The sequence below is a fragment of the Streptomyces sp. NPDC008092 genome (assembly GCF_042957285.1).
Classification (GTDB): Bacteria; Actinomycetota; Actinomycetes; order Streptomycetales; family Streptomycetaceae; genus Streptomyces.
This window is the reverse complement of record NZ_JBIBHY010000007.1, coordinates 558,398-584,489: the sequence shown is the minus strand read 5'-3', so window position 1 is coordinate 584,489 and position 26,092 is coordinate 558,398. Positions and strand designations below refer to the sequence as shown.

21 protein-coding genes are annotated in these 26,092 nt (G+C 70.2%); 5 read left to right on the top strand and 16 right to left on the bottom strand.

Features of this window, described 5'->3' with window-relative positions; all coding sequences use genetic code 11:
• Nucleotides 1-134: 134 nt before the first annotated feature.
• From ACFZB3_RS25600 to ACFZB3_RS25590, 3 genes are read right to left on the bottom strand one after another with little or no spacing between them, the layout of a single operon-like run.
• Nucleotides 135-905, bottom strand: coding sequence for an SDR family oxidoreductase (locus tag ACFZB3_RS25600; RefSeq protein WP_391378839.1), 771 nt, complete (start codon nt 903-905; stop codon nt 135-137).
• A gap of 8 nt (nt 906-913) precedes the next feature.
• Nucleotides 914-1,771, bottom strand: a complete 858-nt coding sequence (locus ACFZB3_RS25595; RefSeq protein WP_391378837.1) for a glucose 1-dehydrogenase — start codon at nt 1,769-1,771, stop codon at nt 914-916.
• The gene (locus ACFZB3_RS25590; protein ID WP_391378835.1) at nt 1,768-2,706 is read right to left on the bottom strand and encodes a TIGR03619 family F420-dependent LLM class oxidoreductase; all 939 of its coding nucleotides are present in this window, start codon (nt 2,704-2,706) and stop codon (nt 1,768-1,770) included. The genes ACFZB3_RS25595 and ACFZB3_RS25590 overlap by 4 nt, the downstream gene beginning before the upstream one ends.
• Before the next feature lie 242 nt (nt 2,707-2,948).
• Between ACFZB3_RS25590 and ACFZB3_RS25585 the strand changes: the two genes are divergently transcribed.
• Both ACFZB3_RS25585 and ACFZB3_RS25580 read left to right on the top strand, forming a co-directional pair.
• The gene (locus ACFZB3_RS25585; protein WP_391378833.1) at nt 2,949-4,082 is read left to right on the top strand and encodes an amidohydrolase family protein; all 1,134 of its coding nucleotides are present in this window, start codon (nt 2,949-2,951) and stop codon (nt 4,080-4,082) included.
• 3 nt (nt 4,083-4,085) lie between these two features.
• Nucleotides 4,086-4,292: a hypothetical protein gene (locus ACFZB3_RS25580; protein ID WP_391378831.1), complete on the top strand. Its 207-nt coding sequence runs from the start codon at nt 4,086-4,088 to the stop codon at nt 4,290-4,292.
• 60 nt (nt 4,293-4,352) lie between these two features.
• On the opposite strand, the gene ACFZB3_RS25575 is transcribed toward ACFZB3_RS25580, so the two are convergent.
• Both ACFZB3_RS25575 and ACFZB3_RS25570 read right to left on the bottom strand, forming a co-directional pair.
• Nucleotides 4,353-6,827, bottom strand: coding sequence for a CoA transferase (locus tag ACFZB3_RS25575; protein ID WP_391378829.1), 2,475 nt, complete (start codon nt 6,825-6,827; stop codon nt 4,353-4,355).
• 138 nt (nt 6,828-6,965) lie between these two features.
• On the bottom strand, nt 6,966-7,724 hold the full coding sequence (locus tag ACFZB3_RS25570) for an FCD domain-containing protein (RefSeq protein WP_391378827.1): 759 nt from the start codon (nt 7,722-7,724) through the stop codon (nt 6,966-6,968).
• Between the two features lie 260 nt (nt 7,725-7,984).
• Between ACFZB3_RS25570 and ACFZB3_RS25565 the strand changes: the two genes are divergently transcribed.
• From ACFZB3_RS25565 to ACFZB3_RS25555, 3 genes are read left to right on the top strand one after another with little or no spacing between them, the layout of a single operon-like run.
• Entirely contained in the window at nt 7,985-9,181 is a 1,197-nt protein-coding gene (locus ACFZB3_RS25565) for a lipid-transfer protein (protein WP_391378824.1), read from the top strand.
• Nucleotides 9,178-9,630, top strand: coding sequence for an OB-fold domain-containing protein (locus ACFZB3_RS25560; RefSeq protein ID WP_391378822.1), 453 nt, complete (start codon nt 9,178-9,180; stop codon nt 9,628-9,630). The genes ACFZB3_RS25565 and ACFZB3_RS25560 overlap by 4 nt, the downstream gene beginning before the upstream one ends.
• 5 nt (nt 9,631-9,635) lie before the next feature.
• Nucleotides 9,636-11,093, top strand: a complete 1,458-nt coding sequence (locus ACFZB3_RS25555) for an aldehyde dehydrogenase family protein (protein WP_391378820.1) — start codon at nt 9,636-9,638, stop codon at nt 11,091-11,093.
• Nucleotides 11,094-11,167: 74 nt separating this feature from the next.
• Here the strand turns inward: ACFZB3_RS25555 and ACFZB3_RS25550 are convergent, their stop codons facing one another.
• The 11 genes from ACFZB3_RS25550 to ACFZB3_RS25500 form a co-directional block, all read right to left on the bottom strand.
• Nucleotides 11,168-11,938 carry an ATP-binding cassette domain-containing protein gene (locus ACFZB3_RS25550; RefSeq protein WP_391378819.1) on the bottom strand — a complete coding sequence of 257 codons (771 nt, stop codon included), beginning with the start codon at nt 11,936-11,938 and terminating at the stop codon, nt 11,168-11,170.
• On the bottom strand, nt 11,935-12,681 hold the full coding sequence (locus ACFZB3_RS25545) for an ATP-binding cassette domain-containing protein (RefSeq protein ID WP_391378817.1): 747 nt from the start codon (nt 12,679-12,681) through the stop codon (nt 11,935-11,937). The genes ACFZB3_RS25550 and ACFZB3_RS25545 overlap by 4 nt, the downstream gene beginning before the upstream one ends.
• The gene (locus ACFZB3_RS25540) at nt 12,659-14,650 is read right to left on the bottom strand and encodes an ABC transporter permease (protein ID WP_391378815.1); all 1,992 of its coding nucleotides are present in this window, start codon (nt 14,648-14,650) and stop codon (nt 12,659-12,661) included. Before ACFZB3_RS25540 ends, ACFZB3_RS25545 begins: the two co-directional genes overlap by 23 nt.
• A 46-nt stretch (nt 14,651-14,696) precedes the next feature.
• Entirely contained in the window at nt 14,697-15,956 is a 1,260-nt protein-coding gene (locus tag ACFZB3_RS25535) for an ABC transporter substrate-binding protein (protein ID WP_391378813.1), read from the bottom strand.
• Nucleotides 15,957-16,295: 339 nt separating this feature from the next.
• The gene (locus ACFZB3_RS25530; protein WP_391378811.1) at nt 16,296-17,084 is read right to left on the bottom strand and encodes an enoyl-CoA hydratase-related protein; all 789 of its coding nucleotides are present in this window, start codon (nt 17,082-17,084) and stop codon (nt 16,296-16,298) included.
• Nucleotides 17,081-18,238 carry an acyl-CoA dehydrogenase family protein gene (locus ACFZB3_RS25525; RefSeq protein ID WP_391378810.1) on the bottom strand — a complete coding sequence of 386 codons (1,158 nt, stop codon included), beginning with the start codon at nt 18,236-18,238 and terminating at the stop codon, nt 17,081-17,083. The genes ACFZB3_RS25530 and ACFZB3_RS25525 overlap by 4 nt, the downstream gene beginning before the upstream one ends.
• An 86-nt stretch (nt 18,239-18,324) precedes the next feature.
• A complete protein-coding gene (locus tag ACFZB3_RS25520; RefSeq protein WP_391378808.1) occupies nt 18,325-19,473 on the bottom strand; it encodes an XdhC family protein in 1,149 nt (382 codons plus the stop codon).
• Between the two features lie 80 nt (nt 19,474-19,553).
• Complete coding sequence (locus ACFZB3_RS25515; RefSeq protein WP_391378806.1) at nt 19,554-21,752, bottom strand: molybdopterin cofactor-binding domain-containing protein; 2,199 nt, start codon at nt 21,750-21,752, stop codon at nt 19,554-19,556.
• Complete coding sequence (locus tag ACFZB3_RS25510) at nt 21,749-22,729, bottom strand: FAD binding domain-containing protein (protein ID WP_391378804.1); 981 nt, start codon at nt 22,727-22,729, stop codon at nt 21,749-21,751. Before ACFZB3_RS25510 ends, ACFZB3_RS25515 begins: the two co-directional genes overlap by 4 nt.
• 9 nt (nt 22,730-22,738) lie before the next feature.
• Nucleotides 22,739-23,374, bottom strand: coding sequence for a 2Fe-2S iron-sulfur cluster-binding protein (locus ACFZB3_RS25505; RefSeq protein ID WP_391378802.1), 636 nt, complete (start codon nt 23,372-23,374; stop codon nt 22,739-22,741).
• Between the two features lie 267 nt (nt 23,375-23,641).
• Complete coding sequence (locus tag ACFZB3_RS25500; RefSeq protein WP_391378800.1) at nt 23,642-25,984, bottom strand: SpoIIE family protein phosphatase; 2,343 nt, start codon at nt 25,982-25,984, stop codon at nt 23,642-23,644.
• Nucleotides 25,985-26,092 lie beyond the last annotated feature (108 nt).

Genomic DNA, 26,092 nt, shown 5'->3' with positions numbered 1-26,092 from the left:
GCTGGTCGCCCCCTGGCAGAACCGCTACCGCATCGGTCTGCCGGGGAGACGGTGACGTGATCGCGTCGCGCGGTCGGACGTGGCCGAGGCCGGGCGGCCGTCCAGGAGTGAGGTCGCTTCGGATCGGCCAGCCGTCAGGGGCCGACCCGCACGGGGACGACCTGACCGGACACGTACGAGGCGGCATCGGAGAGGAGGAAAGCGACCACGGAGGCGACCTCCTCGGGCTCCGCGGCCCGGCCGAGCGGCAGTCGTGCGACGATCGCCGCCTGGGTCTCCTGGTCCACGGTGTCCACCCGCGGCGTCCGCGTGAAACCGGGCGCCACCGCGTTGATCCGCACCTTGTCGGCGACCAGTGCGAGTGCGGCGCTTGCCGTGAACGCCTCCAGGGCGGCCTTCGACGCTCCATAGGCGATCAAGGTCGGATTGGGGTTCCGCGCAGCGACGGACGACACGTTGACGACCGCCCCGCCGCCTCGCTCCCTCATGTCGTCCTTCAGCAGCCAGGTCAGCTCGAACGCCGCCTCCACGTTGGCGGCGAACATCTTCCGCCATGTCGGGACGGTGAGCCGGGCGGGCGGCACGATCTGGGTGTACGCGGCGTTGTTGACCAGGAGACCGACAGGCCCGAGCGCGCTCCGTGTGCGAGCGACGATGTCCGCGCAGCTCCCGGGTTCGGTGATGTCCGCCCGAACCAGGGCCGCCCGCGCGCCGAGAGCACGGACGGCTTCCGCCGTCCGGCCGGCGGCCTCCTCGTCGTGGTGGTAGTTGATGGCGACGTCGGCGCCCCGGCGCGCCAGTTCGAGGGAGACGGCGGCGCCGATTCCCTTTCCGCCGCCGGTGACGAGGGCGACGCGGCCGTCGAACCACTGCTCGGTCGCCGTGATCGGCGTGGTGTCCGTCATCCTGCCCGTCACCTCGCCAGGGGTGCCGCGTCGGGGTACAGAGTCCAGCCGCCGTCCGAACGGACCCAGCCTCCGGCCGCCCCGGTTCCGCCGTCGACGTCAAGGGTGACGCCGGTGACGTAGCCCGCGCGATCGGAGCAGAGGTACAACGCCGCGTCGGCACACTCCTCGGCGGCGCCCTCACGGCCGAGGGGGACGTAGTGCCTGATCGCGGCGTCGCGGTCCGGGGGCCGGGGCGGCAGCGCGTCGGGATCGACGGGACCCGTCAGGATTCCCCGGTTGCCCGCCGTCGCGGTGTGGTCGGGGGCCAGCGCGTTCACCCGGATCCGATGCTCCGCCAGTTCGACCGCCATCGTGCGGGTGAAGCTGATCACGCCCGCCTTGCAGGCGGCGTACACCGCATACATGGGGGCAGCGCGGCGGCCCTCGATACTGGTGATGTTGAGGATCGAACCGCCGCCGGACGAGGCGATCAGCGGGGCGGCGGCCGAGGTCGCCGCCATCATGCTGACCAGGTTGATGTCGATGTGGCGCCGCCAGCTGCGTTCGCTCTGGTCCAGGAAGCGCCTGGCCCGCACCCCGCCGGCGTTGTTGACCAGGATGTCCAGCCCGCCGAAGGTCTGGTGCGCCGTCGCGACCGCCGCGGTGAGGGCGGCGGTGTCCATCACGTCCGCCACGATCGAGGTCGCCTTACCACCGGCCTTCTCGGCCAGCGCCCTCGTCGCCTCGGCCCGCTCGAAGTCGATGTCGACCAGCCCGACCCGTACCCCTGCGCCCGCCAGTGCGACCGCGATGGCCTGGCCGATACCGGCGCCGGCTCCGGTCACCACCGCGGCCTTGCCCCTCAAGCCCAACTCGAATGTCATGACCCGCTCCTCTCCGACCGGCACGTCTCGATCACCTCGCGTCCGTAGAGCTTGAGCGCCGCGACGGCCTCGTCCACGCTGCTTCCGGGCACCCGGACGACGAACCAGGTCGCTCCGGCGTCGGCCAGCTCTCCGAGGTGTTCACGGTGGGAGCCGTACGCGCCCTCTTCGGTACCGACGTCACTGTGCGGGCTCTGCACCTGCACCTCGATGGCTGCCGGGTCCCGTCCCGCCTGTGCCGCGAAGTGACGCAGCTCGTCGACCGCCGCCGCCAGATCCGCCGAAGTGCACAGCGTCGCGGTCCGGGTGGTGGCCGCCATGTCCGCGCCGTTGAGCAGCGGCGACCAGCCCTGCGCCGCACGGGCGGCCCGGCGGCGCGCGTTGCGCCCGTTGCCGCCGATCCAGACGGGAGGATGAGGCAGTTGCACGGGCCCAGGCGTGCTCACCGTCCCGCGCGCGGTGTGACGCAAGCCCTCGCCGGTGTACGACTTGCCCGTCCACAGATCCCGCAGCACGTCGAGGGCCTCGTCGAACAGTTCACCGCGACGCTCGAAGTCCACATGGAGCGCGTTGAACTCCGAGCGGAGATAGCCGCCGCCGGCGCAGATCGTCAGTCGGCCGCCGGAGAGCCGGTCCACCGTGGCGATCCGCTTCGCCGCCGCCAGCGGGCTGTGATACGGCAGCACCATCAGGTACGTCATCAGTCGCAGCCGGTCGGTGACCGCCGCGCAGTAGGCGAGGGCGTCGAGCGGATCCAGGGTCGCGTGACCGCCCAGGGCAAGCCACTTGGCCGACGGTGCCGGGTGCTCGGTGAACGCGATCGCGTCGAAGCCCGCCTCCTCCGCAGCGCGGGCAAAGGTCCGCAGACCCTCGGGTCCGTACAGCTCCGGCGCACAGCCGGGCCTCCCTATCGGGTGTTCGACGGTGAACCTCACGGCATCCCCTCACTCGCCCCAGGACGATCCTAGCTAACGAAGTTATTTATGTTACAGCGCCTCCGGCAAGTGGGCGGGTTGAAAATCGAGTTTTCACCCTCCACCTCCTACGCCGACCCAGAGGGCTTACCATCTGGCCCGCTGTCGCAGTGTTGACAGGCGTGAGGCGGCGAGGCAACGTTGAAAACGTCATTTTCAGTAGACGAGGCGGCACATCACGAACCGCGCGCAAGGAGACAGCCATGACGAAGATCTGGGCGAACTCGGGTGACTCGCACTTCATGGAGCCGGACGACCTGTGGCGCAGCAACGTGCCCAAGCACCTGGCCGAGCTGATGCCGTACAGCGTCAAGGACCCCGACGGCAGGTGGGAGACCGTCCACATCGACGGCATGTCCTTCCGCCGCGCCACTCCGCCGCCGGCGGCTCAGGAGTTCCGGGAGGCCTCCAACCGGGCGCCCGGTGCCCGCGATGTCGCCCTGCGCATGAAGGACCTCGACAACGAGGGGATCTGGGGCGAGCTGGTCTTCCCGTCACTGGGCCTGTGGAGCTCGTCGTTCCGCACGCCTGAGGCGCTGCGGGAGGCACTGCGGGTGAGCAACGACTGGTCCTGGGACACCATCGACCAGGCATCCGAACGGCTGGTGGCGACCGCCCAGGTGTCCACGCTGGACATCGGGGACGCCGTCCGCGAGCTGGAGCGGACCGCGGAAATGGGATTCCGGGCGCTGTTCCTGCCCGTCAGGCCGCATCCCCTCCAGAAGGACTACAACGACGACGCATGGGAGCCCCTCTGGGCCGCCGCGGAGGCGGCGAACATGGTGCTGGCCTTCCACATCGGCACCGACCCGGTGGACCTCTCCACCGGCGCCATGGCCGGCGTCGTGTACCGGGGTCCCGGCGGCGCGGTGCTGAACTACACCGAGACGACGTTCGGCGGTCAGCGGGCGGTGGTCAAGATGGTCGCCTCCGGTGCGCTCGACCGTCACCCCGGCCTGAAGGTGCTGGTCGCGGAGGGCGGTGCCACGTGGGTGCCGTTCATTGCCGACCGCATCGAGGAGGGTTACCGGCAGCACGCCGCGATGGTCCGCCCGAAGCTCAAGCGGTCCCCGCGGGACATCATCTACTCGCAGGTCTACGCGTCCTTCCAGCACGACCGGACCGCCGTCGCCGCCGCCACGTCCATGGGCTACGACAACGTCATGTGGGGCAGCGACTACCCGCACATGGAGGGCACCTTCGGGCACACCCAGGAGACACTGCACGGCCTCTTCGACGGGGTGGACCCCAAGGTCACCGAGCGCATCACCACCGGAGTCTTCGCCGAGCTGTTCCCCCACGTGCCCCCGCTGCCCGCGGCCGTCAAGGGAGCCTGAGCCATGTCCGACAACGTGATGTACGACTCCCCCACGGAGTTCCTGCACGACGTGGCCGGTGCGGGCGCCTGTGTGGCCCAGTCGGTCATACCGCGCGACGAGGGCGGCTATGTGTGTGCCTGCGCCTGCGAGCGATGGGAGGTCGTCGCCACGAGCAGGGAGGAAGGCCTGCGGCTGGCCCGGGAGCACACCGGATCGTCCGCGGAGTGAACAGCTCCCCGGGAGAGGCCGGTTCAATGGTCCGGCCTCTCCCGGGGAGCCGGGGCGCGGCTAACCGACCACGCCCCGTTCACGCAGCGCGGCGATCGCCTGTATGTCGTATCCGAGTTCCCGCAGGATGGTCTCGGTGTGGTCCCCCGCGAGACAGGCTCCCAGGGTCTGGGTGGCCGAACGCGAGAACCGGACCGTCGGCGCCAGCCTCAGGTGCTCGTCGAAGACCGGGCTCACGACCGTGGTGGCGTACTCGGCCGCCAGCGAGGGATCGGTCTGTACCAGCGTCTCCGGCGCCTGCTCGGTCACGGCGACGCAGCCGACGTCGGCCGCGGTGAGCCGCGCCTCCCAGTCGGCCGCGGGCAGCCGGCTGAAGACCCGCGACAGGACCTCGGCCAGTTCCGTGTCATGAGCGGCGCGTTGTCCGGCCGAGACGAAGCGGGGGTCCCCGGCCAAAGAGGCCTCGGCGGCCAGGGCCTCGGCAAGTGGCGGCCATTCGTCGGCGGCCGGGGCCGCGAGGAAGACCCAGCCGTCGGCGGCACGGTAGAGACGGTACAGAGCGCCGTGACCGTACCCTCCGGCGTCCACCGCGGGCAGGGGCGGACGGCCCTCGTAGTCGGCGTTCCAGTCGACAAGCGGATGGGCCGCGGTCGCGAGCATGGTGGTCGTCAGCGCTCCCAGCGGGCGCCGCCTGGCACGTGCGACCAGTCCGAGGAGCATCGCGGAGGCCACACCGAGGGCGGAGACGCCGTCGGACTGCAGGCTCGCGCGCGCTGCTGCGGCGTAGAGACGGGGTACCGACGCCCTGATCTTCTCCGGATCACCGCTGACCTCGGTGACGTACGGGGCCTCCGCAAGCGCGAAGCCGCTGGCGGCACCGATCGAGGCGGCGTACGCGGGCCGGTGCCCGTACGGGCCGTCGGTGCCGTATCCCGCCGCGGTCAGATACACCAGGCCGGGGTTGAGCGCCCTGAGCGTCGGCTCGTCGACACCGATCCGCTCGGCTGCGCCGGCGCGGAAGGACTGGAGCACGACGTCACTGCGGCGCACCAGTTCATGGGCGATCCGACGCCCCTCCTCCGTCCGCAGGTCGAGGCAGATGCTCTCCTTGCCCAGCATGGCCTTCGCTCCCCCGGCCTCCGGAAAGGCCACCGCACGGCGGATGGGGTCGCCGTCGAGGCTCTCCACCTTGATCACGCGGGCGCCGAGATCGGTCAGGAGTGTGGCGCCGTACGGGCCCGCGTACATGAGGGCGAACTCCACCACGGTCACGCCGTCCAGCGGCAGGCGGACCGGCTCCGGTTCGGCCGACGGCGACGGCATCTGCGGCACGGCGGTCACGGCGCGTGCCGCCGCACCGTGCTCGTCCAGGCGCGGCGCGGGCCGCAGCGGCGTCAGGGGCCGGTCGTCCGAGTGCACCAGGCTGGTCAGCTGCCGGACGGGCCCGAGGTCGGGATCGTCGACCACTCCCACCCGTCCGTCGTGCCGCAGCTGCGGGTGGTCGAACACCTCGGAGGCGGTTCGGTAGGCCTCGGCGTTGACGTCGGGGTTGCTCTCGAAGACCTGCGTCCACTCGGCGTAGGTCCGCTCCCCCACCTTGTCGAGCATGGTCTTCCAGTGCTCGGTGCGGAGCTCCTGTGTGTCGAGTGCGGGCAGTGACTTCCATCGGGGGTCGTCGTAGCGCCACCCGAGCCCGAGTTCCTCCATCAGCGCGCGGAAGAGCCCCTGTCCGGCCTGGGCGAACTGCAGCCATCGGCCGTCCTTGGTGAGCGCCGCGAGCAGGCCCAGCGCCATGGGGGACTGCGGCTGCCCGTCGTCGGTGTAGGCGTCGACGACGGTGAAGGAGCCCGGCCACCGGATGCCGACCAGTTCGGTGAACCAGTTCCAGGTGTCGAGGGTGGAGACACCGCGCACCAGGTCTGCCTCGACGTGCTGGCCACGTCCGCTGCTCTCCCGCTCCAGGAGGGCGGCGAGGATGCCGTGCACGGCGGTCTGGGCGGCCCCCCAGCTGGCATACGGTGCGGCGACGAAGGCGGGCCCTGGCCGGCCGACGATGTTCCGCTTGACGTGGAACATCCCGAGCTTGGCCATCACCAGTCCCTCATAGCCCTTGAGGTGGGCCCAGGGACCCGAGGACCCCCAGCCGGTGATGGCCACGCTGACGAGCCGGGGGTTGACGGCCGCCAGTGATTCGGGCGCCAGACCCAGGTGAGCGGCGGCTGCGGGCCGCATCGTGGTGATGACGACATCGGCACCGGCGACTAGGCGGTCGATCACCTTGCGGTCGGATTCGGCGTGCACGTCGAGCACGACGCTGCGCTTCCCCCGGCCGAGAGCGGGCCAGCCGGGCCTGGACCGCAACGGACTGCCACCCGGGGGTTCCACACAGAGCACATCGGCACCTGCGTCCGCGAGGAACTGCGTGGCCAGCGCGCCGGGAAGGGTCGTGGAGAGGTCGATGACCGCAATGCCCGCGAGCGGGCCCTCGTCGGAGGCGTTTCCCCTGTCCCGCTGACGGACAGATGCGTCACTCATGTTTCGCCCCATTTCGCCGAGGTGTCGACCTCGCTGGCGACACGACCCGCAAGAACACTAACGTAGTTATCTATGTAAGCGGGTCGGTCGAGGCCACACAAGAGCCCGGTCCGGACGAGGCGGACGCAGCGGGACACGTCACTCCAGGATGTCGATGACCCTCGTCGCCTCACTGCCGGCCAGCACCAGCTCGTCGGCCACCGCCAAGTGCTTGCGCCAGAACGCCTCCGCCGCGTCACCGTCCCCCGAGCGCACCAGGTTGACCAGCTTCTCGTAGGCGCGAACCGCCCGGTTGTTGTACTGACGGCTCAGGCTGGGCGTGTTCTCGCGGCGAGCCCGGACCACGATCTGCGACTGGCGGAGGATGATCTCGTACACCATCCCGGCCATGACGGCCAGGGTCTGGTTGCCGGAGAGCTGGACCAGACGGAGGTGGAACTGGGCGGCACCCACGGCGAACCGGTCGACGTCGTCCAGGTTGGCCCGCTCCTCCTCAAGCACCTGCTCCAGGGCCGCGTACTTCGCCTCGTCCCCGTCGAGCGCGAGCAGCCGCGCGGCCGGCGGCTCGATCGCGCTGCGCGCCACGTAGACGTCGGCGAGGGTGGCGCCCCCGAGCTGGAGCTGGAGCGCAGCAGGCCGGGCCACCGCCTCCGGGCCGGGAACCGTCACCCGGGCACCGGTACGCGAGCCTCGCCTCAGCTCGACCAGCCCTTCGGACTCAAGGACCCTCACCGCTTCCCGCAGGGTCGGCCGGGACACGTTGAAGTGCGCCAGCAGCTCGGGCTCGTGCGGCAGGAAGTCGCCGCTCTTGAGTTCGCCGTCCACGATCATGCGGCGCAGCCGCCGGGCGACGAGTTCGCCGGTCTTCGGTGCCCGCACGCCGTTGGCAGCGGCCACCGTTCCACCGTTGTTCCAGTTCACACCGTCAGGACGCCGGTCGTCCGACCCCGCCATAGGTTCCACCCTCACTGTTTCGCTGCGATCCGAGCCGCCGCACGATACGGACACACCTGGGTTACGTCATTTACGAGGATAGCTATCTCACCGGACCGCGACTGCTTGCCGACAGCCCACGACCAGAACTACCCTGGTCTAACATGGTGAACTAAGAACCCTAGGTCTGCGGCACTGGACGAGGCCGCCAAGGAGAGGTGCCCATGGCCCTTCAACCCCCCGACACCGCGATCGTCGGGGTCGGTGCAACCCCGTACTACCCTCGCGGCGAGTCCTACCCGCAGACCATCACCGAGTTGGCGGGCAAGGCGATCCTGGCGGCCTGCGACGACGCCGGGCTGTCGGTCAAGGACATCGACGGGTTCGCCTACTACTCCATGGCGGGCGGTGGCTACGGCCGGTCCATGGAGACCGCCTCCCTCATGGAGACCCTCGGCATCCCCGAGATCACCTTCACCGCCTCCCTGACCGCGGGAGGGGGTGGCTCGGCCGGCTCGATCGGCCTGGCCAGAGCCGCCATCGTGGCGGGTGACGCGACCTGTGTCGTGAGTGTGATGGCTCTGCAGCAGCTTCCCCAGTACCGCCTGGGCGGTGTCTTCGGAAAAGCAGAGCCGACGCCCGAGAAGTCCTTCATCCAGCCCGCGGGGCTGACCGGTCCCGGGCACCTGATGTCGGTGCTGGCCCGCCGTCACATGCACATGTACGGCACCCGCCGCGAGGCCTTCGCCGAGGTCGCCATCTCCACCCGGGAGAACGCGCTCACGCGCCCCACCGCGCTGCGGCGGACGCCGCTCACCCTCGACGACTACTTCAACGCCCGGATGATCGCCGAGCCGCTGTGCCTGTACGACTTCTGCATGGAGACCGACGGCGCCGTCGCCGTCCTCACCACCAGCCTCGAACGCGCCCGTGACCTGCGGCAGAAGCCGGTGCCGGTCATCGCCGCCGCGCATGGCGGCCGACGGGAGTGGGGGCGTGCCTTCAGCTGGATGGGCATGCCGGAGGAGACGTTCGCCTCCTCCGGCCACGCGGCGGTCGCCCAGCGGCTCTACGGCAAGGCGGGGGTCGGCCCCGACGACATCGACGTGGCCCTTCTCTACGACCACTTCACGCCCATGGTCGTGATGCAACTGGAGGACTACGGATTCTGCCCCAAGGGCGAGGGCGGCGCCTTCGTGGAGAGCGGAGCCATCCGCTACAAGGGCGGCTCGATCCCCGTCAACACGCACGGCGGACATCTCTCGGAGGGCTACGTGATCGGCATGACCCATGTGCGGGAGGCGGTGGAGCAGATGCGCGGCACCGCCGTGAACCAGGTACCGGACGCGGAGCTGGCCCTGGTCAGCGGCGGTCCGGCGACGATTCCGGTCAGCGGGCTGATCCTGGGGCGTGACGCATGAGTGCCGTCCTGTCCCGCGCGCTGCCCCCCGAGCGGGTGCAGATCGCCACCGACCACGTCACCGAGCCGTTCTGGCAGGCGGCCCGGGAGCGCCGGCTGACCGCCCCGCGCTGCGCGGACTGCGGTCACTTCCGGCTGCCGCCGACCCCGTTCTGCCCGGAGTGCCAGTCACAGAAGGTCGACTGGGTTCAGCTGTCGGGCCGGGCCAGCGTCTTCAGCTTCTCCGTCGTCCGCAACATCCCCGGACTGGACGACGCCGTGGTGGTGGCCGCCGTCGTCGACCTGCCCGACGCTCCGGGTGCGCGGCTCGTCAGCAACGTGATCGACGCCGATCCCGACGAGGTGCGGATCGGCATGGAACTCGTCGTGGATTTCTCTCCCGTCTCGGACGGCTGGCTGCTTCCGGTCTTCCGTCCCTTCACCCCTGCTGCGGCAGGCAAGGAAGGCTGACCACCATGACCACCCATTCCGAACTCGCTCCGGCGACCGAGCGCGGCCTCTTCATCGACGGGACCTGGCGCCCCTCTTCCGACGGCCGCTACGAGGAGGTCGTCAACCCCGCGACCCGGCAGGTCTTCGGCCGGGCGGCGCTGGCGAGCCCCGCCGACCTGGACGACGCGGTGGCGGCCGCGCGCCGCGCCTTCGACAGTGGGCCGTGGCCCCGGATGACGCTCGCCGAGCGCGCCTCCGCCATGATCAGGCTGGCGGCGGAGCTCGAACGCGACATCGAGCCACTGACCCAGGTGGCGCTGGCCGAGACCGGCCTCGCCGTCGCGATGTGCCGCGACGGAGCGCAGGGAATCCCGCAGTTCCTGCGCTATGCCGCGGGGCTCGCCGGGACCGTCGCGCTCACCGAGGAACGCACCGCCGCCTCCGGTGCGAAGGTGCTGGTGGAGAAGGTGCCGGTCGGGGTCGTCGCCGCCTTCATCCCGTGGAACGCCCCGCTGAAGCTGGCCGCGTTCAAGGTGCCCTCCGCGCTGCTGGCGGGCTGCACCCTGGTCCTCAAGCCGTCCCCCGAGTCCCCGCTGAGCCTCCACTACCTCGCGGACGCGGCGGTGCGCGCCGGGCTGCCGGAGGGCGTCATCAACATCATCGCGGCCGACACCGAGGTCTCCCAGGCGCTGGTCAAGCACCCGGGGGTCGACAAGATCTCCTTCACCGGCAGCACCGCCGTCGGCAGGAGCATCGCCGCGTCGGCCGCCGACTCTCTCAAGCGGGTCACGCTGGAGCTGGGCGGCAAGTCCGCCGCCCTGGTGCTGGACGACGCACCCGTGGACCTGGTCGCAGGCTCCATGGCCTTCGTCCTGCCGCTCAACAACGGGGCCATCTGCGCCATGCCCAGCCGCCTGGTGGTCAGCGAGCGCCGCAAGGACGAGATCGTAGGCGCGCTGGCGACGGCGCTGGAGAAGACCGTCGTAGGAGACCCCGCCGACCCGGCCACCCAGCTCGGTCCCATGATCAACGAGCAGCACTTCAACCGGGTGATGGGCTTCATCGACTCCGCACGTGCCGAGGGCGGCACCATCGTCACCGGTGGTGGGCGGCCGGAGGGGATGGAGGACGGCCTGTACATCTCCCCCACCGTCATCACCGACGTGTCGCCCGACTCGACGGCGGCCCAGGAGGAGATCTTCGGCCCCGTCCTCACCGTGCTGACGTACCGGGACGAGGACGAAGCCGTCGAGATCGCCAACAACTCCAGGTACGGTCTGGCCGGCGCCGTCTACAGCGGTGACCGTGACCGGGCGCTGGAGTTCGCCCGGCGCATCCGCACCGGCACCGTCGCCGTGAACAGCCCCATCGGCACCGACCCGGCCATCCCCTGCGGCGGCTTCAAGGCGTCCGGGTACGGCCGGGAGCTCGGCCCCGAGGGCATCGACGACTTCGTGGAGACGCGCTCGGTCTTCCTCTGATCCGCGTGGATGCCGACGTCACGCGCGTGCCCCGGGAGCTGTTCGCGCCCGGGGCACGCGTGCGTTCCGTCCGGCTAGTCCGCGCCGAGGTAGGCCGCCTGGAGCACACCCGGGTCGCGCCGCAGGTCGTCCGCGGTGCCGCTGTGCACCAGGCGGCCGTGGGCCAGCGCGTACACCCTGTCCACCACCTCCAGGGCGGCGGGGACATGCTGTTCGACCAACAGCACGCCGAGTTCCCGTTCCACGGCCAGGGTACGCAGGGTCCGCAGCAGCTCTCCGGCGATCCTCGGGGCGAGGCCCAGCGACATCTCGTCCACCAGGAGCAGCCTGGGTCGTCCCAACAGGGCACGAGCCAGGGCCAGTTGCTGCTGTTCACCGCCCGACAGCAATCCCGCGCGGCGGGACTGCAGCGGGCCCAGCTGAGGCAGCACGGTCAGTGCCTCCTCGATCAGGGCCCGGCCGCCACGCCGCTGTTCCAGGCAGAGCGTCAGGTTCTCCCGGACGGTCAGCTGCCGGAACAGCCCCCGGTCCTCGGGAACCAGGCGCAACCCGCGCCGGGCCAGTGTCCGGGCGCCGGTGCGCGCGGTGACCGGACCGCCGAGGACCTCGATCTGCCCGGCGTGCGCGGGCAGGCAGCCGGCCAGGGTCAGCAGGGTGGTGGTCTTGCCCGCGCCGTTGGGCCCGAAGAGACCCACCACCTCCCCCGGCTCCACGTACAGGTCGATGTCGCGTACGACCGTACTGGCGCCATGGCCGGCGCTCAGACCCTGCACCCGCAGGAGGGCAGGTACGGCCTCGGCGGTGGCGGCGCCGGCCGTGTCGGCTGCGCTGTCCGCACCGGTCATGACGGACTCCCTTCCCCCAGGTAGGCGGCGAGAACGGCGGGATCCTTTCTGACCTCCGCCGGGGTCCCCGAGGCAAGCAGCTTTCCGGCGTCCAGGACATGGACGTGGTCGCAGTTGCCGAGGACGAGGCTCATGTCGTGCTCCACCAGGAGGACCGTGGTGCCCCGGTCGCACACGTCCCTGAGGCGTCGGCCCAGCTCTTCGCTTTCGTGGCTGTCGAGACCCGCCGCCGGCTCGTCGAGGAGCAGGACGTCGGGGCGGGCGATCAGCGCGCGGGCGAGGGCGACCAGCGCCCGCTGCCCCTGGCTGACGGATCCGGGAAGGGAGCCCGCGACGCTGTCCAGCCCGAGTGACGCCAACAGGTCGTGCACCACCGGCGTGTCCGCGGCGGGCATCCGCCTCAGCTGGTGCCACCAGCGTGGGCGGGCTTCGCCCGGCATCCCGGTGGCGACGTTCTCCGCCACCGTCAGGTCGTCGAACAGGTCGAGCGACTGGAAGGTGCGCACCAGTCCGGCGCGAGCCCTGCGGTACGGCGCCAGGCCGTCGATTCGGCGATCGCCGAGGTGGACCTCGCCGTGTGCCGTGACATAGCCGGTGCACGCGTCCAGCAGGGTGGTCTTGCCGGCACCGTTGGGGCCGATGAGACCGGTGAGGGAACCCTGCGCGACCTCAAGGGTCACGCCGTCGAGGGCGTGCACGCCTCCGAAGGCCACACTCAGATCACGTAGTGCGAGAGACAGCATGCTCGGTCTCCTCTCCGAGTACGGCGCCCTGCTTTCCGGACGGCTCGGGCACTGTCGGCCGGCGCAGCCTGCCCAGGAGCCACCGCAGCTGCCTGTCCAGTTCCCCCGCCACACCGCCAGGGGTGGCCACCAGGGCGAGCAGAAGCCCGATCGCACTGACGATCGCGTTGTACTTGCCGAGCTCCAGCCACCTGTCGAGCGCGTAGTACACGAGGCCGCCCGGGGCCATCAGACCGGCGATCACCGCACCGGACACGCGGCTGATGCCGGCCAGGTAGACCACCGCGACGTAGGTGAGCGACACGAAGACGTCGAAGTTCTGGAAGGCCAGACTCTCCTGCTGGTATCCGAGGAGGACGCCTGCTGTCCCGGCGAGACCGGCGGCGATGCCAAACCCTGTCAGCTTGACACCGGCGATGTTGATTCCCGCGGCGGCAGCCGCCCGCTCGTTGGCGCGGACCATGAGCATCTGTCCGCCGAGCCGGGTCCGGCGCAGCCAGATCACGCCGACCGCGCAGGCCGTCACGACGAAGAGGGCGAACAGGGCGAACCCGATGTCGCCGCCGTTGCCGAGTCCGGCACCGAACAGGCGCAGCTCCGGTACCCGGCTGCCACCCATACCGCCGGTCCAGCCCGGGTTCTTGAAGACGAACTCCGACACGGCAACGGCGAGGCCCAAGGTGACCACGCCTAGGGTCACCCCCCGGATCCGCAGCGCCGGCACGGCCACGGCGACGCCCAGGAGCACGGCCAGGGCCACCGCGACGAGCGGTGCGAGCGGGAACCCTAGGTGAGCGCGGGTGGTGAGGTTGCTGAGCACGAAGCCCGCGGCACCGGCGAAGGTCATCTGGGCCAGCGAGATCTGGCCCAGCATGCCGGTGACCACGACGATGCTCAGGCAGACCAGTACGGAGACGACCGTCGTGGTCAGGGCGGTGCGGTAAGGCCCGTCCAAGGTGAGGACCAGCGCAACGCCGGCCAGCAGCGTCGTGCCCACCGTGACCGGACTGGCACCACCGCGCGGCACCGGCGGCAGCCGAGGATCCTCCTCCGTGCCGCGGGAGGGCAGGCTCCCGCCGCTGACCGCGAGCGTCACCACGATCACCAGGAAGGGCAGCACCTCACGCAGCCCGGTCTGAGGCAGCCAGGAGTAGTCGCCCTGGAGCTTCAGCACGACGCTCTGGACCATGCCCAGGGCGATACCGGCGGCGACCGTGATCCCGAAGGAGCGAAGCCGGCCGACGATCGCCACGGCGAGGGCCGGCACGATGAACAGGCTGTTGGTCACCGGGTCGAGCCCGGTGATCGGGCCGGCCAGGATGCCCAGCAGTCCCGCCAGCACCGAGGAGCCCATCCAGGCGAGGGCGGAGAGCCGCCCGGGCGAGTGCCCGAGGAGCGTGGCCGCCCGTTCGTCCTCGGCGACCGCCCGCATCGCGAGTCCGGTCCGGGTGAACCGCGTCAGAACCCAGAGCAGGGCGGCGACGACGATGACGACGGCCGCGAGCAGGAACCTGTCCCACGACACCGTCAGCCCGCCGAAGCGCACGGGGTCGTTCGCCAGGATCGGCGGCACGCTCGCGCTCGTGGTGGGAAACCGCAGGACCACCAGCGATTGCAGGACCATGGTGATGCCGACGGCGGCCACGAGTTTCAGCAGACCCGACGCCGATCGCAGCGGACGGAAGACCAGCGCGTAGGCGACCAGGCCCAGCAGCGCCGCGACAGCGAGGCAGACCAGCATGGCGGCCCACACCGGGAGGTCCGGCGTCGCGATGGTGCCGATCGGGAGGACGAGCAGGTCCTCGTTGTGCAGGAAGGCATAGGTGTATCCGATGTACATCCCCATCGCGCCGAGGGAGATGTTGATGACACCTGCGGCCTGGTAGGTGAGCACCACTCCCGTGCCCAGCGCGGCGTAGATGGTTCCCGCGCCGAGGCCCAGGAGGGCGAATTGCAGGATCTCGATCATGTCGTTCCTTGGGTCTGCTGGTGATCGACCGGAGCCGTACGGGTGATCATCCGGAGTACCAGCGACCGGCGACGTCCTGGAGCCGGCCGTTCTCGCTCTTCACGATGCGGACCTGGTTGGTGCAGACGGACGGCAGACCGGCGACCTGCTTACCGTCACAGGTGACCGGAGGGCCTACGAAGGTCGGCTCGTTCTTCAGCGCGTGGAAGGCCTTGATCACGGCCGCCGGATCGTCCGGCTTGGCGGTCCTGCCGAGCACCCGGGACAGGGACACGGTCGCGGCGAAGGCGGATTCCGGGTAGAACCCGAGATCGACGGAGGGGGCGTACTTCGCGATGGCGGCCCGGAACGCCTTGGTGTCGGGAGTGTCCGCGTCGGCGGGCTGCACGGAGACCGGGAAGTACGACCCGTCGGCCGCGCTTCCGCCGGCCTTCAGGACGCCCGGCGCGGCACAGTTACCGGTGAAGACGTAGGTCGCCGTGCTGGCCAACGACTGCTTGGCCTTGAGGACGTTGACGCAGCCGGGTTCCGGCATGATGCCGAACACCGTGTCGGTCCCGCCCTGGAGGGCCTGGCTGAGCGGACCGGCCACGTCGGTCTCGTTCACACCGAAGGGGACCATGGTCACCTTCTTCACACCCTGCGCCTTGAGCACGTCACGGACGAACCGCTCGGCGGCCAGTCGCGCCTGGGGGTTCTCGTTGAACAGGACGGCGGCCTTCTTGGTGTGCAGTTCCTTCGCGGCGTAGACGGACGCGGCGATCTGCGACCCCGCGGCTCCCGCGAAGAACGAGAACGAGTCGGGAGACGTGAGTTCGGTGGCGCTGATCGGCGTCGTGGCCACGTACGGCACACCGGCCTTCGCGAGCACGGGCAGGGAGCCGTCCGAGCCGAGGTCGAGTCCGCCGATCACCGCGGCGGGCTTCTGTTCCAGGATCTGGGCGGCGCAGTTGGCCGAGGCCGCGGTCGTGCCGTTGGAGTTGCAGTACTCCAGGCGGATCGGACGTCCTCCGGCACCACCCAGGTTGTTGTTCACGTACTTCACCGCCGCGCGGGTCGCCTGACCCATGTTCGCGAAGTTGCCCGCGGCATTGGTGTCGTTGTTGATCATGCCGACGACGATCGGCTTGCCCTGCGCCTTCTTCACCGGCAGTTCGACCTGACGGGCGCTGTCGGCCTTGTCCGACTTGCTGTTCGCCCCGGCGTCACCATTGCCGGCGCAGGCCGCCACCAGCGTCAGGACGAGGGCCGTGCAGGCACCGGCGACCACCCGGGCCGGCCTACGTGAGAACTTCTCCACAGACATAGCACACCCCATCAACTTAGTTGACTTCGTTGAAGGGAGAGTGTGGGTGCGCAATGGGGCCCTGACAAGGGTTTGAGCAGCATTCACCACAGATAACGATCCGATATGAAATGAGAGCAACCTAGTAATCTAGGTGCACTCTCTACCTATCTCCCGGATGCACCCAGGTTGACTCGCGTCACCTCGAACGCGCGGCGAGGGATGGCGCTGGACCTTCACTGCCGGAAACTGGCGAAGGCGCGCAAGAATGACTGCGCCATGACATGAATAGGAAACGCACAGCGCGAGCACCCCCGGCCGTACGCCGGGGGTGCTCGCGCTGTGCGCCGCCCGACTGCCTCAGGACCCGCGTCGGAATCGCGCCGTGGCGTCGCGGAAGTCCTGGCCGGTGAGCAGTCCGCCCTGGACCGCGCCCAGCACGGCCAGCTCGTGATCGAAGTCCGAACTCAGCGCCCGGCGCAGCGATGCCTTGCTGCTGCTGAGCGCCGGGCGGGACAACTTGGCCAGCCCATCCGCCACTTCGGCGACCCGCTCCGCCAACCGGCCGGTCTCGAGCACCTCGTTGACGAGTCCCCAGGCCAACGCCTCGTGCGGTTGGACCATACGCCCGGTGATGACCATCTCGCTCGCCCGTGTACTGCCCACCGCCCGGGTCAGCAGATGGGCGCCCCCCATTCCGGGCACGAGGCCGACGTTGATCCAGGAGCTGGCGAAGCTCGCCTCGTGGGAGACGTAGCGCAGGTCGCAGGCGAGGGCCAGGTCGAGGCCGGCACCCAGCGCGGCCCCGTTGACCGCCGCGATGACGGGAACCGGAACGTCACGCATCAGCCGTACGAGGCGCTGGAACTGCCCGTAGACGGTGTCGGTGACCGCGCGTGCGCCCTGCTCGGCCACAGCCGAAAGGGCGGCCAGATCACCTCCCGCGCAGAAGACCGGCGCCACGCCGGTGATGACCAGGACCCGCACCTCTGGGTCCGCACCCGCCTGCGCGACCGCGTCGGCCAGGTCGCGGACCAACTCGACGGTCAGCGCGTTGCGCCGCTCGGGCCGGTTGAGCACAAGCCACTCGGCTGCACCCCGCCGCTCCCGCAGCAGGTGGTCCCGGCCGTTCGCCGCCGTCCCCGTCATGACCGCACCCCCGTGACGTCCCGGCCGATGATCGTGCGCATGATCTCGGAAGTACCCCCGTAGATGGTCTGCACGCGTGCGTCGAGGAAGGACCGGGAGACCGGGTACTCGCTCATGTAGCCGTAGCCTCCGAAGAGTTGCAGGCAGCGGTCGACCACCCGCTGCTGGAGTTCGGTGGCCGCGAGTTTCGCCTTGGCCGCGTCCACCGCGGTGAGTTCGCCGGCGTTCAGGGCTCGCAGGCAGTCGTCGACGTAGGCCTGGACGACATCGAGTTCGGTGACCATGTCGGCCAGTCGGAACTGGGTGTTCTGGAAGGCGGCCAGCGGTCGGCCGAAGGCCGTGCGCTCCTTGGTGTACTCCAGCGTCCAGCCCAGCACGGTCCGCGCCGGGTACAGGGCCTGAAGGGCGATGGAGAGCCGCTCACTGGACAGGTTCTCCATCAGATGCGCGAAACCGCCGCCCTCCTTGCCCAGAAGGTTGCCGGCGGGCACGCGGACGTCCTCGAAGACCAGCTCTGCGGTGTCCTGTGCCACCAGGCCGATCTTGTCGAGTTTGCGGCCGCGTCCGAAGCCGGGCATCCCGCGTTCCACCATGAACAGGCTGAGCCCGCGGGAGCCCGCGTCCGGATCGGTCCTTGCGACCACGATCACGAGGTCGGCGGCGATGCCGTTCGTGATGAAGGTCTTGGTGCCGTTGAGGATCCACTCCTCACCTCGGCGCACGGCGGTCGAGCGGATGCCCTGCAGGTCGCTGCCGGCGCCCGGTTCGGTCATGGCGATCGCGCCGATGAGCTCTCCGCCGGCCACACCGGGCAGCCAGCGCTCCCTCTGTTCCAGGGTCGCGAGGCTCAGCAGATACGGCAGGAAGATGTCGTCCTGCAGCCCGAAACCGAGGTTCACCGCGGCGGCACCCACCCGGGCCAGCTCCTCGATCACCACGCTGCGGTAGCGGACGTCCGTCACACCACCGCCGCCGTACTCCTCGGGTACGGACAGTCCGAGGACTCCCTGGCGGCCCGCGGCCAGCCAGGCGCCCCGCTCGACCATCCGCTCGGCGTCCCAGCGTTCCTGGTGCGGAACCACTTCGCGCTCCACGTACTCCCGGACGATCGCCCGGAAGTCCTCGTGGTCCTGTTCGTAGAGCCTGCGCTGCATGTCCCTCCACCTCTCCGCACGGCACACTGCACCACGGCATGAGTATCACTTAGTCAACTAAGATAGACCAGTCGCGTCGAGTTTCGTCACGCGGCCGTGGCCGTGCCCGAGGACCAGGGGTCCGCCCGAAGGCGGTGGATGGGGCCGGCTGCCAGAGACAGCGGGACGCCTGTGCCCTGATGGATGTCGGCGACAATCTCCGCGGCGATGGAGAGGGCCGTTTCCGCGGGCGTCCGGGCGCCGAGGTCGAGCCCGATCGGCGAACGCAGGCGCGCGAGCCGGCGCTCCGGAACACCGGCTTCCCTCAGCAGCTTCTCGCGATGCTCGTGGGTGCGCCGCGAGCCCATCGCACCCACGTAGCCGACCGGGAGGCCGAGCGCCAGGCGAAGCAGCGGGATGTCGAACTTGGTGTCGTGGGTGAGGACACAGACGGCGGTGCGGGAGTCCACGGCCGTCTGCTCCAGGTAGCGGTGCGGCCACTCGATCACGACGTCGTCGGCATGCGGGAAACGGGCGCGGGTGGCGAAGACGGGACGGGCATCGCAGACGGTGACGTGGTAGCCCAGGAAGCGCCCGGCCTCGCTGAGCGCTCCGGCGAAGTCGACGGCGCCGAAGATCAGCATCCGGGGCCGGGTCGCGTTGGTGTGGACGAGCACCGACAGCCGCTGCGGACAGGTGTCGGCGTCCCCGCCGACCTCGACGACGGCACTCTGTCCCGCCCGGAGCAGAGCGCGGGCGCGTTCTGCGACCTCCCGGTCCTCCTGCGCGCCGCCGACGGTCCCGGCGCAGTCGTCGCTGCCGGGAAGAACGTGCAGGGTACCGCCGAGGAACTCGCCGGGGCCGTCGACGACCTGGGCCACGGCGACGGGCCGGCCGCGCACGGCCTCCTCGAAGGCCGAGGCCAGGTGTGGCATGTCCGCGGGTGCCACGCGCTGCACCAGCACGTCGATCTCGCCACCACAGGTAAGGCCGACGGCGAAGGCGTCGGAGTCGGAGTAGCCGAACCGCGCCCGCACGGGGGTGCCGCGGCTGTCCAGAACCTCTCTGCACAGTTCGTACACGGCTGCCTCCACACAGCCGCCGGAGATACTGCCGACCGCGACGCCGTCGGCGTCGACCGCGAGCGAGGTGCCGGGAGGCAGGGGCGCGCTGCCACTGACATGGACGACGGTGGCGACGGCGAAGGCGCGGCCTGTTCGGCACCAGTCAACGAGGGTGTCCGCGATGTTCAGCATGGGGGTGGCTCCGGAAAGGGCGACGGTGGGGGTCGAGCGGGGCAGTCGGCGGTTGTGCCGACCGCCCCGTGAAGGGTCGGTCAGAGCAGGGCCTCTGCGGTGATGGGCAGGTCGCGGACACGGCGTCCGGTCGCGTGGAAGACCGCGTTGGCGATCGCCGGGGCCACGCCGACCAGCACGACCTCCCCGAGGCCCTTGACGCCGAGGGGGTCGGCCTCGCGGTCCTCGCCGTCGATGTAGATCGCCCGGATCTCGGGGATGTCGGCGTTGACGGGCACGAGATAGTCGGCGAGGTTCGCGTTGACGAGCCTGCCGTCGCGGTTGTCGAACTCGCCGTGCTCCAGCAGGGCCATGCCGATGCCGCCCACCATGCCGCCGAGCGCCTGGCTGTCGGCGAGCTTGGGACTGATGATGCGTCCCGTGTCGTAGACCCCGAGCATCCGCCGCACCCGGACCAGTCCGAGGCGCGCGTCCACGGCCACCTCGGCGAAGATCGCGCTGTAGGCGTACATCGAGAACCGGTCCGCTCCCGACGGCGGGCTCCAGCCACCGAGGACTTCGAGGTTCGTGCGCTTGTTGCGGGTGAGGAGTCGCCGGTAGGTCTCTCCGCGCCCAGGGTCGCCCTGCACGCTCAGACGGCCCGCGCGGACCACGACCTTGTCGGGGTCCGCGCCGTACAGAGGTGACCGCTCGTCGTCGACGGCGAGCTTGATCGCCTGCTGCCGCAGCGTGTCGCAGCCGGCCTGGACGGCCGAGCCCACACTGGCCATGGTGATCGAGCCGCCCTGCGGGGGCGCCGGCGGCATCGCGGAGTCACCGAGCTGGAACGTCACCTGACGCATGGTCAGGCCGAGTGCGTCCGCGGCCACCTGGGTCATGGACGTGTAGGTGCCCGGTCCCATGTCGCTGGTCGCGGACTGCACCAGGGCGGTGCCGTCGGCGTCGAGCCGGACCCGGGCCTGGGCGGGCTGCCGGTGCGTGGGGTAGCAGCCCACCGCCATGCCGGTGCCGATCAGCCAGTCGCCGTCGCGCGTGGACCGGGGCTTCGGGTTGCGCCGGTGCCAGCCGAACTCACGGGCGCCCGTCCGGAGGGCGTCGCGCAGCCTGCGGGTCGAGAACGGGAGGTTGTGGGCCGGGTCCTCCTGCGGTTCGTTGCGCAGGCGCAGCTCGATCGGGTCGATGCCCAGTTCGTGGGCGAGTTCGTCGAGCGCGGACTCGACGGCGTAGGCGGCGGAGGAGTAGCCCGGTCCGCGCATGGGCGTCGGTGTGTTCACGTCCAGCGCCACCGACTGGTACGACTGGCTGACGTTGGGGGTGGCGTAGAGCATCTGGCCGAGGTCCAGGATGGCCTCGGCGTAGGTCTCGTAGCGTGAGGTCTCGGCCTTCAGCTCGTGGGCCATCGCGGTCAGCCGGCCGCGCCGGTCGCTGCCGAGGCGCACCCGGTGCTCGTAGCGGGGCCGGTATCCGACGTTGGTGTAGAGCTGCTTGCGGGTGAGGACCAGCTTGACCGGCCGATTCGTCATCTTGGCGGCGAGGGCCGCGATCACGGTGTGGGGCCAGACCCTCAGCGAGTTGCCGAACGCTCCGCCGACGAAGGGCGAGAGGACGCGCACCGACTCCGGAGTGATACCGAACACCGTGGCGAGTTCGGCGACCGCGCCCAGTACCCACTGGGTCTTGTCCCAGATGGTGAGCTGGTTCCCGTTCCACTGGGCGACGGCGGCATGCAGCTCCATCGCGTTGTGGTGGGTGCGGGCGGCGGTGTAGGAGCGGTCGCTGTGCACGGGTGCGGAGCTCAGGGCCGCCTCGGCGTCACCGCGTGCGTAGTTCATGAGCTCGAACGACGGGGCGTCCGTCATGTCGGTCGAGCCCTGCTGGGTGTCGTAGTCGACCTTCACCAGGTTCGCGGCATGCTGCGCGACCTCCAGGGTGGTGGCCACCACGACCGCGACGGGCTGGCCGCGGAAGTGGACCTGGTCGTCCTGGAAGGCCCGCAGTTTCTGGCCCTGCGGGTTGAAGTACCCCCCGGGGTTGTCCAGGTAGGGCAGCTTGGGGGCGTTGAGGTGGCTGATCACCGTCAGCACGCCCGGCTGGGCGAGGGCGGCGCGGGTGTCGATGCCGGTGATCCGGCCGCGGCCGACGCCGCTGTCGACGATGACGGCGTGCACGACTCCCTCGGGAGCGTGGTCGGCGGCGTAGTGCGCCTGGCCGGTGACCTTCAGCCGCCCGTCCACCCGGGACAGGGGTGCACCGACGGCTGCCTGCGGCTGGGGGCTCACTTGCCACCTCCTACGATGCGCAGCTGACGTTCGACGGTGCGCCGAAGCAGTTCGATCTTGAAGCGGTTGTGCTGGAGCGGACGAGCCCCTTCGGCGGCCCGTTCCGCGGCTTCGGCCCACAGGCGGTCGGACGGGCGCCTGCCGATGAGCTGCTGTTCCACGGCCGGCAGTCTCCAGGGCACGGTGCCGACCCCGCCGGCGGCGATCTTCGCCTCGGTGATCACTCCCCTGCGGATGTGCAGAGCGACGGCGGCGGAGGTCAGTGCGAACTCGTACGACTGGCGGTCGCGGACCTTCAGGTAGCCCGACTTCAGCGGACGCGGGTGGGCGGGGATCTCCACTGCGGTGATCAACTCACCCGGGAGCAGGGCGTGCTCGCGGTCGGGGGTGTCGCCGGGCCGGAGAAGGAAGTTCGCAAAGGGAACACCGCGCTCACCATCAGGGCCGAGCAGGTGCACTGTCGCGTCCAGCGCGGCGAACGCGACGGCGGCGTCGGAAGGATGGGTGGCCACGCAGTCCTGCGAGGTTCCGAGGATCGCGTGGGTGCGGTTGACGCCTTCCAGGGCCGCGCATCCGGTTCCGGGCTCGCGTTTGTTGCAGGCGGCCGTCACATCGCGGAAGTAGGTGCAGCGGGTGCGCTGCATGATGTTGCCGCCGATGGTCGCCATGTTGCGCAGCTGGGCCGACGCGCTCAGCTCCAGGGCCTCGGAGATGACGGGATAGAGGTGGCGTACCTTGCGGTCGGCGGCGACCTCGGCCATCCGGACCAGGGCTCCGATCCGCAGGCCGCCGCGACCGGTGACCGTGATGTCCCGCAGCGGCAGGTGCGTGATGTCGACGAGCGTCTCGGGACGCTCGACGGTCTCACGCATCAGGTCGACCAGGGTGGTGCCCCCGGCTATGTACCGGCCGCCATGGCGGCCGGCCGCCAGCGCCTCACGTGTGTCGGACACCTTGACGAAGGAGAAGGGATGCATGACCGCGCCTCACTTCCGGCCCACGGTCTGCTCGACCGCGCGCACGATCTTCACGTAGCAGCCGCAGCGGCAGATGTTGCCGCTCATCCACTCCCGGATCTCGTCCGCGGAGCCCGTGTGCCCTTCCTGGATGCAGCCGGCGCCGGACATGATCTGTCCGGGGGTGCAGTACCCGCACTGGAAGGCGTCCTGGTCGATGAACGCCTGCTGCAGCGGATGGAGTCGATCGCCGCGGGACAGACCCTCGATGGTGGTGACGTGGGCGCCCTCCAGTCGCACGGCGAGCGTCAGACAGGAGTTGACGCGACGCCCGTCCACCAGCACCGTGCAGGCACCGCACGCCCCGGCGTTGCAGCCCTTCTTCGTGCCGGTCAGGTCGAGCTCCTCTCGCAGCAGGTCCAGCAGTGAGGTCCGGTTGTCGACGGTGACCGTGCGGTGCTTGCCGTTGACGGTCAACGAGACCCGGCTGCTGGGCGGTGCCTCGACGGCCGATGCCGTCTCGGCGGCCAGCGCGGAAGGACCGTCCAGAAGGCCGCTGACGACGACCGCACCACCGACCGCGCCGCTCACGGCGATGAAGGTGCGTCGAGACGGCAACGCAGGAGAGTCGGCGGAAGCGGGCGGCGGGCTGGATTCAACGGGCATTCGCGGTTTCTCGATTCGGCTGAGGCCAGAAGGCGCCCGCCCGCTCCTGGCGAGGGAGGCCTGCGCGGCCGGGCTTGGCCGGGGCCGGCCACTCCGATCCCCGGACATCAAAATGAACTCCGGTTCAGAATATATCCTGAACCATCATTCACATTGATGCAAGGACTTTCCCGCCGCGCGCGAGCGAGGGACAAGCCGGCGGTGACCGCAAACAGCAATGCGCAGCCCTTGCCACAGACCCCGAGGAGGGTGTGGCGGCTTCAGCTCCTAGAACTCCAACGAACGAGCCACATCCAGTGCCTGTTCGGCCCAGATGGTCTTGCCCGTCATGGTGTATCGAGTGCCCCATCGCTGAGTCAGCTCGGCGATCAGGAACAGACCACGGCCGCCCTCGTCGCTCAACCGGGCTCGGCGCAGGTGCGGGGCGCTGGCGCTGCCGTCCGACACTTCGCAGGTCAGGGACCGGTCCTTGATCAGACGCAGGTGAACCGGTCCGACGCCGTAGCGGATCGCGTTCGTGACCAGTTCACTGACCACCAACTCCGTGGTGAACATCAGGTCTTCCAGCCCCCACGCGGCGAGCCGGTCATCGACCAGGCGTCGCGCGTCGCTCACGACAGCGGGATCGCTGTGCAACTCCCACTCCGCGACCTGGTCCTTGGCCAGTCCTCTGGTACGGGCTATCAGCAACGCGACGTCGTCGGCCGCGGGCCCGCTGTGAAGTGCGCCCAGGACCGTGTCGCACAGCGCGTCGAGCGAGGGACTCGGGCGGGCGATGGCAGCACGGAGCTCCTCCAGGCGGGCATCCACGTCGTGCTCACGGGTTTCGATCAGGCCGTCGGTGAACAGCGCCAGCAGACTTCCCTCGGGGACGGCCAGGTCGGTCGCCTCGAACGGCAGGCTGCCGAGGCCCAGCGGCGGACCGACGGGCATGTCGACGACGGCGGACGTACCGTCCGGGCGCACCAGGACAGGCGGCGGATGTCCGGCCGCGGCCAGAGAACACACCCCGGCGATCGGGTCGTACACGACGTAGAGGCAGGTGGCTCCCAGAGCGCACGGATCCCGGTAAGCAGACTCCCCGTCCGCCGCGTGGGTAACCACGTCGTCGAGGTGGGTGAGGAGTTCCTCGGGCGGGAGCTCGATGTCGGCGAGCGTGCGTACGGCCGTGCGCAGCTGTCCCATGATGGCCGAGGCGGTGACTCCGTGGCCGACGACGTCTCCCACCACCAGGCCCACCCGTGATCCCGGGAGCGCGATCACATCGAACCAGTCGCCTCCGACCTGTGCCCCGCCGCCGGCCGGAAGGTAGCGCGCCGCGGTCTCCACCGCCGCATGCGATGGCGAGCCGTGCGGCAGCAGGGCACTCTGCAGCGCCACGGCGATACCGTGTTCGCGGGTGAACCGGCGCGCGTTGTCCACGCAGATCGCCGCGCGGGCGATCAGGTCCTCCGTGACGGCGAGGTCGTCCGGCCCGTACGGTTCACGCTTCGCTGCGTTTCGCAGGAACAGAGCAAGCCCGAGGGTTGTGCCGCGCGCGCGGATGGGCACCGCGATGGTCGAGCAGACGCCCTGGCCGACTTCGCCACCGAACCATCCCTCGACCTCGGACGCGCCGCCCTCGATCAGTCGGGCGCCGTTGCCGAGCAAGCACCGGGCGACCGCTGATGACGAGGGATGGATGGGCTGACCGGGCACAGCCTCCTCACCGTCGGCCAACGGCACCACCCTGCGCAGCACGACCGACCGACGCAACGGGCCGGGCGGCGGCAGTTCGCCACGGAAGACCTCGTCGAGCAGATGCACGCTCACGGTGTCGGCGAAGCGTGGCACCGCCACCTCGGCGACCTCGCGGGCCGTGCCGGCCAGGTCCAGGCTCATGCCGATCCGGGTCCGCGCCTCGCTCAGCAGCGCCAGCCGCTCCCGCGCGCCGTACTGCTGCGAGTAGTCGTAAGAGGTCACACCGACAGCCCGCACCCGCCCTGTCGAGTCCTTGAGAGGGAAGAAGTCCGAGACCCACGCGTGCGCCTTGGCTTCACCCGGCACCTTGACGAACCGCTCGGTGGTCTCCAGCTCGCCCGTGGCGGCCACTCGCGTCACCCTGCGCTCGTCCTCCGCGGTCGTCGCCTCCGCAACCGACTCCGTGAGGGAGTGACCCCGCATCTCGTCCTCTTCACGGCCGGTCAGCCGGGTCATGACCCGGTTGTGCCGCAGGACCCGACCCTCGGGGTCATTGATCGCGAGCGGCGCCGGGAACTGGTCGAACACCCACGCCATCAATTCTTCGTCCCGGGCCCCCTGCGCTTCCACGCGGCGATCCGCCACCAGCAGAAACCCGGTGTTCCGTTCTCCGACCAGCAGCGGGCAGACGTCCACGCCTATGTCCAGCACGCGGCCGTCCCGGTGCCGGACGGCCCAGTCGGACGTGAAGAGGTCAGCCAGACCGGTGCCGAGGGCCTCCTGAGAAGACCAGCCCCACAGCGCCTCCGCACCGCGGCTCCAGAGAGTCACCGTGCCGGCGGAGTCGGTGACAACGACCGTGACAGTGCCTCGGACCTCCCTGAGCAGCCCCGGGGGGAACCGGCCGGATGTCTCGGTGTCTTCCGTCATGGCGCTCTGCCTACGTCGGGACCGCATACGAAGCAGCCGACATTCATCCTCTTCCAAGCAGCTGACCAAGGCAAGGCAAAGGGGCCCTCACGTCGACGCCCCGCCCCT

What these genes read in the sequence shown, in the direction of transcription:
- ACFZB3_RS25510 (WP_391378804.1), bottom strand. Translation starts at nt 22,729, where the DNA reads ATGCATCCCTTCTCCTTCGTCAAGGTGTCCGACACACGTGAGGCGCTG.
- ACFZB3_RS25550 (WP_391378819.1), bottom strand. Translation starts at nt 11,938, where the DNA reads ATGACCGGTGCGGACAGCGCAGCCGACACGGCCGGCGCCGCCACCGCC.
- ACFZB3_RS25565 (WP_391378824.1), top strand. Translation starts at nt 7,985, where the DNA reads ATGGCCCTTCAACCCCCCGACACCGCGATCGTCGGGGTCGGTGCAACC.
- ACFZB3_RS25545 (WP_391378817.1), bottom strand. Translation starts at nt 12,681, where the DNA reads ATGCTGTCTCTCGCACTACGTGATCTGAGTGTGGCCTTCGGAGGCGTG.
- ACFZB3_RS25560 (WP_391378822.1), top strand. Translation starts at nt 9,178, where the DNA reads ATGAGTGCCGTCCTGTCCCGCGCGCTGCCCCCCGAGCGGGTGCAGATC.
- ACFZB3_RS25580 (WP_391378831.1), top strand. Translation starts at nt 4,086, where the DNA reads ATGTCCGACAACGTGATGTACGACTCCCCCACGGAGTTCCTGCACGAC.
- ACFZB3_RS25535 (WP_391378813.1), bottom strand. Translation starts at nt 15,956, where the DNA reads ATGTCTGTGGAGAAGTTCTCACGTAGGCCGGCCCGGGTGGTCGCCGGT.
- ACFZB3_RS25525 (WP_391378810.1), bottom strand. Translation starts at nt 18,238, where the DNA reads ATGCAGCGCAGGCTCTACGAACAGGACCACGAGGACTTCCGGGCGATC.
- ACFZB3_RS25505 (WP_391378802.1), bottom strand. Translation starts at nt 23,374, where the DNA reads ATGCCCGTTGAATCCAGCCCGCCGCCCGCTTCCGCCGACTCTCCTGCG.
- ACFZB3_RS25530 (WP_391378811.1), bottom strand. Translation starts at nt 17,084, where the DNA reads ATGACGGGGACGGCGGCGAACGGCCGGGACCACCTGCTGCGGGAGCGG.
- ACFZB3_RS25595 (WP_391378837.1), bottom strand. Translation starts at nt 1,771, where the DNA reads ATGACATTCGAGTTGGGCTTGAGGGGCAAGGCCGCGGTGGTGACCGGA.
- ACFZB3_RS25575 (WP_391378829.1), bottom strand. Translation starts at nt 6,827, where the DNA reads ATGAGTGACGCATCTGTCCGTCAGCGGGACAGGGGAAACGCCTCCGAC.
- ACFZB3_RS25585 (WP_391378833.1), top strand. Translation starts at nt 2,949, where the DNA reads ATGACGAAGATCTGGGCGAACTCGGGTGACTCGCACTTCATGGAGCCG.
- ACFZB3_RS25500 (WP_391378800.1), bottom strand. Translation starts at nt 25,984, where the DNA reads ATGACGGAAGACACCGAGACATCCGGCCGGTTCCCCCCGGGGCTGCTC.
- ACFZB3_RS25555 (WP_391378820.1), top strand. Translation starts at nt 9,636, where the DNA reads ATGACCACCCATTCCGAACTCGCTCCGGCGACCGAGCGCGGCCTCTTC.
- ACFZB3_RS25600 (WP_391378839.1), bottom strand. Translation starts at nt 905, where the DNA reads ATGACGGACACCACGCCGATCACGGCGACCGAGCAGTGGTTCGACGGC.
- ACFZB3_RS25540 (WP_391378815.1), bottom strand. Translation starts at nt 14,650, where the DNA reads ATGATCGAGATCCTGCAATTCGCCCTCCTGGGCCTCGGCGCGGGAACC.
- ACFZB3_RS25520 (WP_391378808.1), bottom strand. Translation starts at nt 19,473, where the DNA reads ATGCTGAACATCGCGGACACCCTCGTTGACTGGTGCCGAACAGGCCGC.